Origin of the sequence: Haloarchaeobius ordinarius (genome assembly GCF_051801355.1) — an archaeon.
Lineage (GTDB): Archaea > Halobacteriota > Halobacteria > Halobacteriales > Natrialbaceae > Haloarchaeobius.
In genome coordinates, this window is the sequence record NZ_CP196560.1 from 405899 (window position 1) to 419233 (window position 13335).

Consider the following 13335-nt stretch of genomic DNA (forward strand, 5'->3'; position numbering starts at 1 on the left):
CATCTGGTACGCACCTCAGCAGGAACGTCGCTCGTGTGCGGGGGGATGGGTTCGGGGTGCGCAACAATACGAAACAGAACAATGCAACGACGCAAGTTCTTGGTCGGACTCGGATCGCTCGCTGCCGGCGGGGCAGCTGCAATGGGGAGTGGCGCGTTTACAAATTTCAGTGCTGGGCGGAAAGTTACTGCCGACGTGGTAACTGACGAAAACGCTTTTCTTGGAATTGAACCAGTTGATGAACGGACGACACTTACTAATGGTGAACTAAGTCTCAATTTCGGAGGCGGAAATCCCGGAGGAGGTCTCAATCCAGACGCAAGAACCGGGTTCTTCGACTTATTCCGTCTCACTAATCAAGGGCAAAATAATATCGCAGTTGCCGTCGGTGTGAACGGTGACGATGTTGGGCAGGCAAGCCCAATCTCCGGAGCATCGACGCAATATTCCGGCCAGTTATTGGCGGATCAAGCTGGCATTGATAACGTTGGCGTATTCGCCGAAGAGGGAGTCAATGGTGATGGTCTAGGCGCCAACGGGTCCGTGAAAATTGGAATTGACAGCGGTAACCGTGTATGGCTAAATCAAGATGGTGACCCAGGGGGATCCGATTCGAAACAGTATCTCACCCCTGGTGAATCGATTCTAGTCGACATGGTAATTGAGACAAATAACAACCTCAGTGGAGGGGATGTAACACTAGATCCGGGAATAGTGATAATGGCGGTTGAACGGGGGAGTGACAGGGACGCAACGTAAAACTATCTCGGGCCCGGAATTGTCATTCACCTATTGCCATTATCGAACAAAGATATTTCCATAGAGAATTTCGTCCATAATTCCTAGGTGATAAATCCAGTAACCGAACCCAGCAACCAGTAAGAAATTGTTAATTAATATATCAAACCAATAGCTAACCTACCACCACACATCCGAAACCCACAATGCCAAGAGAATTCCCGCGACTGCGGGCCGTTCTCGAATCGCAGTACGTCACGGTCGTCGCCGTGCTCGTCCTGCTCGCGCTACTCGGGGGGTGGCTCACGTACGGGGCATACGCGACACAGGAGACGACGACAGAGCAACTAACCGAACAATCCTGGGCGATCACAGGAAGCTTCAATCACGCCGCGACGGTCACCGAGGAGAACTCGCTCTACCCGACAGGCACGGAGCTGACCAACAGGAGCGTCTACTTCGGCCGGGTCGCACCGGACTTCGAGGGGAAGTACCGGTTCACATACGACGCCCGCAAGAGCGGGACTTTGTCGGGTGCGGTGGACCTCGTACTCGTTCTCCGTGGAGTCCAGGGAGACCAGAACGAACAGCAGACGGTCCTCTGGCAGACCAAAGAGCAACTCGGGAACACCAGCTTCGACTCACTGCAACCGGGCCAGTCAGTCGAAATCCCGTTCGCCTTCAACGCGACTGGCGCGAAGGCCGAAGCCGACAACCTCAGTGAACAGCTCGGGGCGTCGGGCGAGACGCGAGTCCACGTCCGCGCAGTCGTCACCGCCGAGGGCACGGTGAACGGCGAACAGCTCCAGAAGAAGCAGACCCACCTGCTCCCGCTCTCGTTCGAGGAGACGACCTACGAGGTCCCTTCACCAGCGACCGAGACGACAGCGTTCAACGAGACGCGGACCGTGACGGTCGAGGAGGAGCCGAGTGGAGTCGGGACGACGCTCGGGCCCTTCCTCGCCGGGACCTCACTAATCGGGCTGGTCGGGGTAGGGGCAGCGAAACGGACCGGACACATCGAACTCTCGGAGACGGAGCGCCAGCGACTCGACTACCGTGACGACCGGAACGAGTTCGACGAGTGGATCTCGACCATCGACCTCCCGCGGGACGCCTTCGAGCGCCCCGAGGCCGAAGCCGAGTCGTTGCAGGCGCTGGTCGACTTCGCCATCGACACCGACAATGCAGTACTCGAGGCCCCCGACGAGGAGGCGTACTACGTCGTTCACGGCGACTACCTCTACAGCTACCGTCCGCCAGCAGAGGAGAGCACCGTTTCGGGAGACGCGGAGGAGTGGGACACCGACAACACCGACGGCGAGGAGGAGTGACCCTCGCCGGAGACTCAGAACTTACCGAACACGCGACTGGTCAGCGACCGACCAGCACCCTCTCGTGTCCGGTTCCGCAACCGGCCCTGTTTCAACATCACTGCGCCGAACAGGTACACTGTCCCGCCGAGCAGCCCGTCGATGGCGAGGATGGGTGCCCAGGGGTGCACGCGGTACAGGCCATCGATGACCGACGCGGGGAGCACCGCGAGGTACCGGCGCTCCGTGAGGAACCGCCGGTAGTACCCGGTGTCCTCGGCGGCGGCGAGCGTCAGGGTCGCGTTGGCCTGGCTCCGCCCGTCGAGCGTGAGGTGGCGCGGGGCCACGTCGACGCCCTCGCTGGCGGGTTCGAGATAGACGTGCACCGGGACGACGCCGCCGTTGGCGACGCGGTAGGGCATGTCCTTCGACGTGCCCTGCCTGATGACGGTCGGGCGCTCCGAGTCGAACTCGGCGCTGACGACCCCGAACTCCTGTGTGCCGGCCGGCATGACCATCGCGGCGGTGGCCGAGAGGACGACGAGGAGTGCGAACCCGGCCAGAATCAGCCGCGTCGAGGTCCCGTCGTCCCTGCTTCGAGAGCGGTCGCGCCGGCCCGCCGTGTCGTCGTCGAGGTACCAGTCGACGACGTAGCCGACGACCGAGAGGCCGAACAGTATCATCGCGAGCCCCTGCGTTCCCAGAAGCGAGCGCGTGCCGAGGAGCGTGGCGAGTCGAATCTGGGTCCACGCCAGCGCGTCTTGAATTCCCATTACGGCCGTTCCGAGGTGGGGGATGACCACGACTGAACCGCCGACGGTGAACGCCTCCGCGACGATCTGGGCATCCTTTACCGGTGGCTCATCGCCGTCCTGGTCGGTGAAGGGGTTCGCGTCGCCGCGAGTGATGTAGCCCCGCTCGGTCTCCTCAACCACGCGATGGGTGGTGAGGCCGCCGCCGTGGAGTTGCTCTGCCCGGAAGACGATGACGTCTCCCGGTTCGGGGTCGTCGGCTATGGCCGCGGGGACCGCGACGAACCCGTCGCCGGGGTCCATCGTCGGCTGCATGCTGCCTGTCTCGACGTAGCTCAGGAGGACGGGTTGGCCGAGAAGTGAGCCTGCGAGTAAGGAGACGACGACGACAGCAACCGCTAATGAAGCGGTGGCCGATAACAGTCTACGACCTCCCATCCAATCTTCCCTCGCTCCATATGTTTACTTTTCTGATATAAAAATGTGGCTTTTGTGTGGCTTGCACCAGAACCCAAGCGCTCAATCGATTACGAGTCGGTGGAGTTCTTGTGCGGAGGCAAAACCACAATACTGATCATGTCAATATCGAGCCGGATGGTTGTACAGAAGTACCCGACTTAGGATATCAAGTTGTGTGGAAAGGAACGCACCGGTGTACAGTGGTGAACGTCAGGGTAACCATAGCTGCGATAACGAGTATATTTTTCTACACACGAGCACTGGCCTCCGCATATTCTGCCGTTTGTCACTATACCCATTCTTTGTGTGAATCCTGAAAGATCCACAGCAGCATCAAACCACCACTCACATCGAATCAAGAACAAATAGCATGGTGCCCAACGACTGCCACTACTCGTCGTCGGGCTGGTCAGCTACGATAGTTAGAGTTTCTTCGAACTCACCGATGTTGGAATCATGTGTGTCGATGTACAGGCCAAGACCGATATCGTCGCCGACATCGAGAACCGGCGGGTCCTTACGGAGGACCCCGTCGCCAGCGATGAGTGCGAGGTCAGCGAGCGTGTTCCCATCGTACGTACTGTAGATTTGCACAGGCTGGGTGCCTTGATTGCTCACCGAAACTAAGTCGTAAAACTCATAGACTGAGTCCACTCCAACACCTGCGGCGCCAGGGTTCTCACCATCCTCGTCTCCCGGAATCTCGAACTCAATCTGTTCCCCATTTACAAAGGATCGGCCGGTCTCTTCGCCGTCAATTCCTTTGTCTCCGATTGGTTCCATCCGGAGGAATGCGTAGTAGTCCTTGGCGACCACTATAGAGACGCTTCGCTCGGATTCAACACTGGTGAACGCGCCGGTTCCGAGAGCTGCGCTCCCAGCACCGACGAGCATCCCAGCGCCCGCGAGGAATCTACGCCGTCTCATGGATATCGAAGGGATTAGTCCTTGTTCCCGCCAGTGCGTTCGGCAATGAAGGTGAGCGTCCCGCCGTTCAGGTCCTTCGTACTGTGGCCCTTCGGGATGTAGATGCCAACATTGGAGAGAGTCTGCCCGACTGGAATTTCTACCGCTCCCCAGTAACTGGTGTCAGTGTTGTTACCGTCGTCGGGATAACTCAGTCCCGTTCCGTCAGTGTCATTCTCTTCCTGTGAGTTTTCAGCGTAGATGCCGAGGAACCCACCCTGAGACGCGATTAGGTCCGATTGAACCGTGAGCACCACGTCCTGTGAACCGTTGTTCGTGATGTCGAAGAGATTGTCGAAAATCGTCTTGGCGTTTTGGTTGATACCGGACGCGGACCCCGCCGTGTCGTTAGATTGTGTGAAATCGAGGCTGAGCGTCTCACCGTTAAGATCGCCATGGACATACTCCTCCGCGTTCGGGTAGACGTTCCCGTCAGGGTCAGTTGCTCTCTTGAAACTGAGGAAGGCGTTCGCATCGCCGGCAGTATCAATTGAGAGAGTACGATCCGCCTCGACACTCGTAAACGCTCCAGTACCCATTGCAGCTGCCCCGCCGGCAGCGACCGATCCGAGTCCGATCAAGAACTTGCGTCGTTCCATTGTCGTGTATTCACCGTGTTTCGAGTGCGACCCCGCCCGAGCACGCGTCACCGCCCGCACGACGCCTGCTCGCACCGAATCGCTTCACTCGAAGCCAACGGGAGTTGCCAGTACTGTATTGAGTCCCCTGCCGGACGGTGGGGGACCGGTTATTTTTTCGAGGTGTCGTGGCAGACTCGACCGGAGAACCAGCAGACCCGGTCTGCGAGTCGTTCAGAGCGAGCCAGCGGGCCGATAATCGGTCGTTACGCCGACCAAACTCGATTCTCACGGATGGCAAGTCGAGCTTACGCAGAGAACCTGTCGGCGCAGATATGGTCGGAGTAACACCCCTGTATCGATGGTATTCGGCCCGTAACGCGACCCTACTATTAGTAATGGTATCTGAAACGTCGTTCAGTTTTTTATAATCTCCTGTCAAAACTCCACGTGTCTCATGGGGGTTGCGAAGCAGCAGGGGGACGGGGAGACACAGCTATCCACAGCGGTCTCCGAAGACGAACTGTTCGACGTGCTGTCAAACAGGCGGCGACGATACGCCGTGCACGTCCTGAAACACGAAGGGGATGAAGACGCAGTCGACATCGGCCCGATGGCCGAGCAGATCGCCGCGTGGGAGAACGACATCGAGCTGGCGGCTGTCGGCTACACCGAGCGAAAGCGGGTGTACACCGCGCTCCAGCAGCAGCATCTCCCGATGATGGACGACGCGGGCGTCGTCGAGTTCGACAAGGACCGGGGGGTCGTCGAACCGACCGAGGCCCTGTCGGACGTTGACCTCTACCTCGACGTCGTTCGCGGGAAAGAGATACCGTGGAACGAGTACTACCTCGGCCTCTCGGCGGTGTCACTCGGGTTGACGGCCGGGGTCGGTCTCGGCGTCTGGCCGTTCGGGGTACTCCCCGAACTCGCGTGGCTGGTCGCCGTCGTCATCGCGTTCGTCTGCTCCGCGCTCGCCCATCGGTACTACGTGAGCGAACTGGCACTGGGAACGACCGAGACGCCGCCGGAACTGGACCGATGACACGACTACGGCGGGTGAGTCTCGTGCTGGCGCTCGCGGCAGCGGTCGCGCTGACGTCGGGGACGACGGGGTTCTCGGCTGTCGAGGCGGACCGGAGCGTCCAGGTGTCGGTCGTCGGTGACGACGAGGCACTGGTCGGCTACGCGACGCCGGAGTCGCTGGCCGTCGAGGACGGCGACCGGGTGACACTGCTCGAAGTCGAGAACAGGCTGGGTGCGCCGCTCCACCACGTCGCCGTCGAGGTGGCGACCGGTGGCGGTGTCACCGTCGCGGTCGACTCACGGCCCGGGGCGGTCGGTGTCGGTCAGGTCAGACGCGTCACCGCCGAGGTGACGTGCGAGGAGGCGGCGTCGGCCACCGTCGTCGTCGACGTCGAAGTCGAGAGTCACGACCTCGCCGCGGCCATCGAGGGCGACGAGGCGGAACGGTCGTTCACCGTCGATTGCGAACCCGGCGACTCGGCCCAGGGCCGTGACATCGACGACGGAGAAGACGGAGAAGGCGGGAGCAATGGCGGCGCGAACGAGACCGACGTCCACGACCCGGACCGACCATGACCGGGGCGACGACACGACTCCGGCGGTTCGTCGACGACAACGTCGCGTTGGTCGCCGTGGTGCTCGTCGGCTGTACGCTCCTGGGCGGCTGGCTCGTGTACGGCGCGTACGTGGACCAGTCGGCGACCACGCGGGTCGAACAGCGCGAAGCGTGGGCGACGACCGGCTGGTACGACCACACCGCGACGGTCACCGAAGAGAACGCGGTTTACCCGACGGGGACGACGCTCTCGAACCGTTCCGTCTACTTCGAACAGGTCTCACCGCGGCTCGACGGGCAGGCCCTGTTCTCCTATCGGGCACGAGAGCGCGGGGAGTTGGCCGGCACGATGTCGCTCGAACTCGTCTTCCGCGGCGTCGAAGACCGGTCCGGAGAGGAGTCACCGACCGTGCTCTGGGAGAAGCGCCGGCCGCTCTCGAACTACAGCTTCGACTCGCTCGCGCCGGGCGAACGGGTCCGCGTTCCGTTCACGATGAACGCCTCAGCGGTCGGTGCCCGCGCGGAGAACTACTCCGAGGCGCTGGGAAGCCCGGGCGAGCCGCGGGTCCACGTCGAGACCACCGTGACGGTGCACGGAACCGTGAACGGCGAACGGGTCGAGCGCACCCGGACGTACCGGCTGCCGGTGTCGTTCCAGAGCGAGAGCTACGCCATCCCCACCGACACCCGGCAGACGGACGAGTTCGAGGAGTCCTACCGGGTGACCGTGCCGACGGACTCCAGCGGAATCGAGAAACTGGCAGGGCCGCTGGTGCTCGGTGGCGCGGGGGGTGGGCTACTGACGCTCGCTCTCGGGCGTCGGCGCGGGGCCTTCACGGTCTCCGAGACTGCACGTGAACGACTGGACTTCGACGCCGAGCGGGCCGAGTTCGACGAGTGGATCTCACCCATCCGACTACCCGACGACGCGTTCGACCGGCCCGAGGCCGAAGCCGAGTCGTTGCAGGCGCTGGTGGACTTCGCCATCGACACCGACAACGGGGTCGTTGAGGCCCCCGACGAGGACGCGTTCTACGTCGTCCACGGCGACTACCTCTACAGCTATCGCCCCCCGGTTCGAGACGAAAGGGATTCACCAGTCCTTGCGGACGACACGGCTGTGGAAACTACGGAATCGGCAGACGACTCGGTAGACGACTCCGATTGGGAAGACCCACTGGCCCCGGCGGCAGAAGAAGAAGACGAAGACGCGGGGTTGTGGGGAGAGCCCCCGGACCAGTTGGACTGAGTCGGAACGTTCCGGGTTCAGAAGCTCAGCGGTTCCGCGTTCTCCCACGTGGGCTGGAATTCGTCGTACACCTCGGTGGCGAACTCGGGGTCTTTGAGGTCTATCATGGCGAACGTCTCGCCGGAAGACCCGAGCGGGTTCGGCACCTGGATGACGACCTCCACGTCGTCGAGGAGATTGAACGTGCCAGTCACGTCGTCACTGGTGCGGACCTCGAAGTCGGGGTCGGACGAGAGTCGCTCGCGGTAGCGACGGCCGACCTCTTCGGAGAGGGTGTCGACCACCTCACGGGTGAGCAGGACGTCTATCTTGACGCCGCGTTCGAGCGCGTCCTCTAGCTGTTCGACTATTCTGTCACCGACCTCGGTCACGTCGAACTGGGGAGTCTGGGCGGACGCGACCATGATGATGTGACGGTCGGCCGCGGTGAGCCGTTCGAGCAGGAGGTCGGTGGTCTCCTCTTGCCCGACTGCCGCGGTCCAGAACTGCTCTTCGACGGGTTCGGCGGCGTCGAGTTCGTCGGAGAGTTCGTCGACGATGTTCTCGTACTGTTCTGCCTTCTCGTCGAGTTCGCGCTTTTTGTCCTCCAGCAGGCGGTCGAGAGCGGTCGCCGGCTCGACGGCGACGTACTTCTTGGGACGGCTCGCGGTCTGGCTGCGGACCAGGTTGTACTGCTCGATACTGTTGAGCACGTCGTAGATTCGGCCCATGGGCACGTCGCTGGCCCGCGACAACTCTTTGGCGGTTGTCGGACCAGTGTTCAACAGCGCGCGGTATGCTCTCGCTTCGTACTCCGACAACCCGAGGTCCCTGAGGCTCGCCATAATAAACCTGATGAGAGTGGAGAACCATAAACACAACGGTAGTTTCCGCGAGCCCTGCTGTACTCACTCCATCGCGTCGGAAACTCGGCGGCTGAGTGTTTCGGGGTCGTGGGCGGGGTCGGCGACTGACTCCCCGCGGACGACGTAGGCAGCACCCGACTCCTCGTAGCCGGTCGCGTTCGGGACGACGACCTTCTCGTGGTCGGCCATTCGCAAGGCGGCGCGGTGGAGGTCGCTCGCAGCCTCGTCGGTGACCGCGATGACGAGCGGGTCGTACAGCAGGCGCGAGACGGCAGCGCCGTAGGCCGCGATGCGGACGCCGAATCGGTCCGCCGCGCCCGCGAAAGCCGCAAGCGCGTCGGCCGCCACGTCTCGGTAGCGGTCCTCCCCGGTGAGCAACGCGAGGTCGAGCAGGGCGTCGGCGAACTCCACGTTCCCGTCGAGCGGGCGCAGCGGGCGGTCGAGGAGTCCGAGCCCCTCGCGCGGACCGTCGACGAACGAGTCGCCGACGAGCAGCGTGTCGATGGCGTGGTCGGCGACCGCCTGAGCGGTGTCGAGGGTGTCCGCGCCGAGGACCTCCCGGGCGCGGGTGAGCGCACTCAGGACGCGGGCGTGGTCGACCAGTAGACCGGCCTCGCCTTCCACGTCGTCGGTTCGGAAGTGTGTGACGACGCCGTCCTCGACGAGTTCCTGAGTCAGGTAGTCCAGGGTGCGCTCGGCGTAGCGCCGGGCCGTCTCGTCGTCGGTGTAGGCGTGGTAGGTGAGCAGGGCATCGACCGCCAGCGCGTTCCAGTCCGCGAACGCCGTCTCGTCGACGGGCGGGGTCTCTGCGGATTCGCGGTCGCTCGGGTCTGCGGTGTAGTAGCTCGCGCCCGCGCCCGCGGCCTGGCCGCCGCCGAAGGCCTCGCCGTTCCAGAGCGTGCCCGTCAGGTAGTCGACGGTCGCCTCGGCGGGCTGGCGGTACTCCTCTTTCCCGGTGTAGAGGTAGGCGTTGGCGAACGCCCGGAGCAAGGAGGCGTTCGTGTCGAGCAGCTTCTCGTGGTGGGTGCCGCTCCAGTCCGGGTTCGCGGCGAACCGGAAGAAACCGCCCGCGTAGTCGTCGAGCAGGTTCGCGCTGACCGCGTTCAGGCTCCGGAGTGCCTGCTCGCGCTCGCGCTTCAGGGCGAACTCGATGGTCCGCGGCATGGGAAACTTCTCCGCGTTGCCCCAGCCACCGTTTCGCTCGTCGTAGCTCTCGCGGAGCTGGCCGAGCAGCTGAATCTCGATGTCCTCGGTCAGCTCGCCCGCTGGCGTGTCGTTGCCCTGGACCGACCGGGGGATGCGACCCGCCGAAGTCCCCTTCTCGTCCCACATCTGTCGCACCGAGTCGATGACCTGGCGCATGCCATCCTCGCCGAGGTAGCCCGACCCCGTCAGTACCTCGCCGTCGGGCGTGAGGAACACGTTCGACGGGAAGCCGCCCATGTTGTACCGGTCCCGGACCCGGGGATTGCGGTCCACGTCGACCCGAACCGGCACGAAGCCGTCGTTCACGTTCGCCGCGATTCGGGGTTCGTCGTACGTCTCGCGGTCCATCTCGTGACAGTGCGAACACCACGTCGCCGACAGCGAGAGCAGAATCGGTTTTCGTTCCGCTGCGGCGAGTTCGAAAGCGTCCGGTCCCCACTCGTGCCACTCGACCCGTGTCTGGGCTGCGGACTCGTCCATGTGGGGGGCTTCGGGTGCGCGAGGGTATGAACTCGGCGATGGCCACACCAGTGCGACCCAGGCAGCGATGGAAAAAGGGCTTTGACCCCTGACCCGCTATCCCCGCCCATGCGAACACTCCGGCTCATCGGGCTGTTACTCGTCATCCCGACGCTCGATGCCGCCTTGCTGTTGCTCATCACGCTCTTCGCGCCTGAGGTGACCATCGTCATCGCGGCCGCGCTGGTCGTCCTGACCGCGCTCGTCGGCATGCTGCTCGTGCGCGCAGAGGGGCGGCGCACCATCCGGAAGATACAGCGCCAGCTCGCCGAGGGGACTCCCCCCACGAACGAGGTCATGGACGGCGCGCTGCTCATCGCGGCCGGCGCGTTCTTCCTCACGCCCGGGCTCGTCACGGACTTCGTCGCCCTGCTGCTGACGATTCCCGTGACCCGCATCCCCATCCGCGCCGCACTCAAGAAGTACGTCGTCACGCCGTACCTCGACAAGCAGACCGGCGGGATGGCCTCCGGGAACGTCTGGACGTTCGGGTTCCCCCAGGGCGACTTCGAGGGTGGGAACGGCCAGATGGGTGGCTTCGGTGGGATGGGTGGCGGCTCCGGCAGCTCCGGCGGCACAAACAGCGGGAATTCCGGCGGGAGCAGCGCTGACGACACCTACAACCTCGGCGACGACTCGTACTCCATCGAGTTCGAAGACGACGAGTGAGAACCCCTGTCTAAGCTCTGCGAGAAAGAAACCCTTATACTTCCCACCGCACAACTCGGAAATGCGAACGACGGCGGGCCGATAGCTCAATCAGGTTGAGCGCCACTCTGATAAGGTGGAGGTTCTCGGTTCAAATCCGAGTCGGCCCACTACTTTTCCGCGAAACTACGAACGTAGTGAGTACGTTGAGCGGAAAGTAGAGATATGACTCGGATTTGAACCCTGGTAGTCACAGCCCGGAAGCGCAGCGTAGCGAGCATCCCGGACTGTCTACCTCTGGTTCACAATCCGAGTCGGCCCATTACTTTTCCGCGAAACTGCGACGGAGTGCGTTTCCACTGTTGCAGGAATCTACCTTCGAAAAACGAGGTGGCTGCAGGATTGGCAGCCGGTGGTGGATACCGATCCGAGTTCCGAGGGACTCGACCTGGGGGGTGAGGTCGGACCCCGGAATCACGAGCGATTCAGTTGACTCGCAACAGCCCGATTCGCGTCGATAGCCGCTCACGGGGGGTGAGGAAACGCTCATCTGGTGGTTGCGAAGTAACTGTAGGCGAAAATTAACTCGAATAATCAAAAATGTATACCCTGATATACTCGCACGGTGGATACTCCCGTCATAGACCTGAGTAGTCTCGCCATCGAAGCTGGGAAACACCGAGACAGAGAAGCGCAATAACACCGCTTTTGAGCATTTTCGAGGCACAATCGCAGAGTGTGATAAAACAGACAGATGGGAAACAGTTTTGCAACAGGACCCAGCGGAACCGGGGACGGCCCGAGGAGTCTCGACGTACCGGGGTACCCGACTGTGCCTTCGACGCATGGCGGCTCTTCGGGAGCGAGCGTCCCCGGCCAACACACTGACAACCCGAACAGTCACCCCCGACAGAACTATGCTTCTGCCAACACGAACACTGTGCAAATGGACCAGCGTGCCCAGGTGTCCGTCGGTGTCATCTTCATGTTCGTGGCGATGGTCGCCGTCGCGGCAATCGCCGGGGGCGTGTTGCTGGGCGGGGCCGACCAGCTCGGCCAGCAGGCCCAGAACGAGACCTCGAGGGCGTTCGAGGACATCTCCGGGGGCGTCCTGGTCGTGAACGAGGTCGGCCGGGTGAACGCATCGGACGGGAGCGTCGGGTACGCCCGGCTGACGGTGAAACTCGGGCCGGGGATGAACACGACCAACCTGTCGAACGCGACCATCCACTACGCGGACGACGAAGTGAACCGGACGCTGAACTTCACCGCGAGCGGCGCGAACGCGACGAACTTCTCGGTCGTCAGTCCCATCGACCACGACGGCTCCGCGCCGGAACTGAACGACGAGACCGACGTGTTCCACGTCTTCGTCGCGGTCGAGGACGTCCGGGCAGGGAGTGCGGAGGGTGCTGCCGGTATCGGAGCCGGCGACAGGGCCGTGTTGACCATCACGACGGAGCGGGGCATCCAGACGCGGGCCGTCTTGACCCCGCCGCTGTCGCTGGACGACGAGGAGTGGACGCCGCTGTAGGGCGGACTCTCTCTGTGACTCACAGCAACTGACCGACGAGTCCCGACTACGCGTCCCCTGAGCCGAACCCGGCGAACGCCTCCGCGAGCCGCTCGTCCTCGATGGTCTCGACGCCGACGTGGAGCGGGGAGACGCTGGTGACGTGGTCGGCGCAGGCCCCGAGGTCAGTGTCGGGGTCGGGTGCTGGGGCGTCGCGGTCGGGGTCGACCGGGTCGTAGAAGCGGTTGTCGAAGGTGAGTTCGCGGTCGCCCTCACCCTCGACGACCCGGCGGTCGAAGCCGCGGGCGGGCCGGGTGAGGCGGAGTTCGTCGCCGCGAGAGCGCTCGGTTGGGACGGTGACGTTGAAATACCAGTCGGGGCCGAGCCAGTCCACGGCGTGGAGACGGTCGACGAGGAAGCGGGTGACGCGGACGGCCTCGTCGAAGTCGGCAGCCGAGGGGTCGTCGAGCATGCCACGCTCCGGGTCGTACGCGGAGACGGCGATGCCCGGAATCCCCAGAAAGGCAGCCTCCATGGCGGCGCTGACGGTACCCGACTGGCTGAGCTTGTGGGCACCGATGTTCGGACCGGGGTTGCAGCCAGCGACGACGAGGTCGGGTGCCTGCTGGCTCTGGTAGCGACCGACCGCCACGCAGTCGACGGGAGTGCCGTCGAGGGCAGTCCCACGTTCGTGGTCGTGCGCCTCGACGGAGTAGGACTTCCGGCGGCCCGCACCGCTCTGGTCCTCGGTCGGGGCGACGACCGTCACGTCCACCACGTCCCGGAGCCCGTCGTGGAGCGCGTGGAGGCCGACCGCGTCGATTCCGTCGTCGTTCGTGAGCAACACCCGTGGCCGTGCCATCGTCGAGGAGTGTGACCTCGAACGGGACAACTGTATCGGTCGGGGGATGGGCCGCTCGCGGCGCTGTGAACTCGGTCAGCAGCGGCTGTCGACCCACGCCTGGCG

Annotated in this window: 13 protein-coding genes and 1 tRNA gene; 8 read left to right on the forward strand and 6 right to left on the reverse strand. The window is 63.2% G+C overall.

The features are described 5' to 3' along the window. Positions 1-81 precede the first annotated feature (81 nt). Complete coding sequence (locus tag ACSC1R_RS02130; RefSeq protein ID WP_439027425.1) at positions 82-759, forward strand: hypothetical protein; 678 nt, start codon at positions 82-84, stop codon at positions 757-759. A 185-nt stretch (positions 760-944) separates the two neighbouring features. Beyond that, entirely contained in the window at positions 945-2072 is a 1128-nt protein-coding gene (locus ACSC1R_RS02135) for a DUF5305 domain-containing protein (protein ID WP_439027426.1), read from the forward strand. A gap of 14 nt (positions 2073-2086) precedes the next feature. On the opposite strand, the gene ACSC1R_RS02140 is transcribed toward ACSC1R_RS02135, so the two are convergent. From ACSC1R_RS02140 to ACSC1R_RS02150, 3 genes are all read right to left on the reverse strand, one after another. Then, the gene (locus ACSC1R_RS02140; RefSeq protein ID WP_439027427.1) at positions 2087-3241 is read right to left on the reverse strand and encodes a signal peptidase I; all 1155 of its coding nucleotides are present in this window, start codon (positions 3239-3241) and stop codon (positions 2087-2089) included. A gap of 411 nt (positions 3242-3652) precedes the next feature. Beyond that, entirely contained in the window at positions 3653-4189 is a 537-nt protein-coding gene (locus ACSC1R_RS02145; protein WP_439027428.1) for a hypothetical protein, read from the reverse strand. Positions 4190-4203: 14 nt separating this feature from the next. Continuing rightward, positions 4204-4827 (reverse strand): hypothetical protein, encoded by a 624-nt coding sequence (locus tag ACSC1R_RS02150; protein WP_439027429.1) that lies wholly within the window; start codon positions 4825-4827, stop codon positions 4204-4206. Positions 4828-5263: 436 nt separating this feature from the next. Here ACSC1R_RS02150 and ACSC1R_RS02155 point away from each other — a divergent pair, with 436 nt between their 5' ends. From ACSC1R_RS02155 to ACSC1R_RS02165, 3 genes are read left to right on the forward strand one after another with little or no spacing between them, the layout of a single operon-like run. Next, complete coding sequence (locus ACSC1R_RS02155; RefSeq protein WP_439027430.1) at positions 5264-5851, forward strand: DUF7344 domain-containing protein; 588 nt, start codon at positions 5264-5266, stop codon at positions 5849-5851. Beyond that, the gene (locus ACSC1R_RS02160; protein WP_439027431.1) at positions 5848-6408 is read left to right on the forward strand and encodes a hypothetical protein; all 561 of its coding nucleotides are present in this window, start codon (positions 5848-5850) and stop codon (positions 6406-6408) included. The genes ACSC1R_RS02155 and ACSC1R_RS02160 overlap by 4 nt, the downstream gene beginning before the upstream one ends. After that, positions 6405-7637, forward strand: coding sequence for a DUF5305 domain-containing protein (locus ACSC1R_RS02165; protein ID WP_439027432.1), 1233 nt, complete (start codon positions 6405-6407; stop codon positions 7635-7637). The genes ACSC1R_RS02160 and ACSC1R_RS02165 overlap by 4 nt, the downstream gene beginning before the upstream one ends. 17 nt (positions 7638-7654) lie before the next feature. Here the strand turns inward: ACSC1R_RS02165 and ACSC1R_RS02170 are convergent, their stop codons facing one another. Beyond that, positions 7655-8461, reverse strand: a complete 807-nt coding sequence (locus ACSC1R_RS02170; RefSeq protein WP_439027433.1) for a TrmB family transcriptional regulator — start codon at positions 8459-8461, stop codon at positions 7655-7657. Positions 8462-8524: 63 nt separating this feature from the next. Then, complete coding sequence (locus ACSC1R_RS02175; protein ID WP_439027434.1) at positions 8525-10168, reverse strand: DUF255 domain-containing protein; 1644 nt, start codon at positions 10166-10168, stop codon at positions 8525-8527. A gap of 108 nt (positions 10169-10276) precedes the next feature. Here ACSC1R_RS02175 and ACSC1R_RS02180 point away from each other — a divergent pair, with 108 nt between their 5' ends. The 3 genes from ACSC1R_RS02180 to ACSC1R_RS02190 all read left to right on the forward strand — a co-directional run bounded on the left by ACSC1R_RS02180 (position 10277) and on the right by ACSC1R_RS02190 (position 12389). Next, a complete protein-coding gene (locus ACSC1R_RS02180; RefSeq protein WP_439027435.1) occupies positions 10277-10876 on the forward strand; it encodes an FxsA family protein in 600 nt (199 codons plus the stop codon). 75 nt (positions 10877-10951) lie between these two features. After that, positions 10952-11025 (forward strand) — tRNA-Ile (locus ACSC1R_RS02185). 776 nt (positions 11026-11801) lie between these two features. Beyond that, positions 11802-12389, forward strand: a complete 588-nt coding sequence (locus ACSC1R_RS02190; RefSeq protein ID WP_439027436.1) for a hypothetical protein — start codon at positions 11802-11804, stop codon at positions 12387-12389. Between the two features lie 46 nt (positions 12390-12435). On the opposite strand, the gene surE is transcribed toward ACSC1R_RS02190, so the two are convergent. After that, the gene (gene surE / locus ACSC1R_RS02195; protein ID WP_439027437.1) at positions 12436-13230 is read right to left on the reverse strand and encodes a 5'/3'-nucleotidase SurE; all 795 of its coding nucleotides are present in this window, start codon (positions 13228-13230) and stop codon (positions 12436-12438) included. Between the last annotated feature and the right edge of the window lie 105 nt (positions 13231-13335).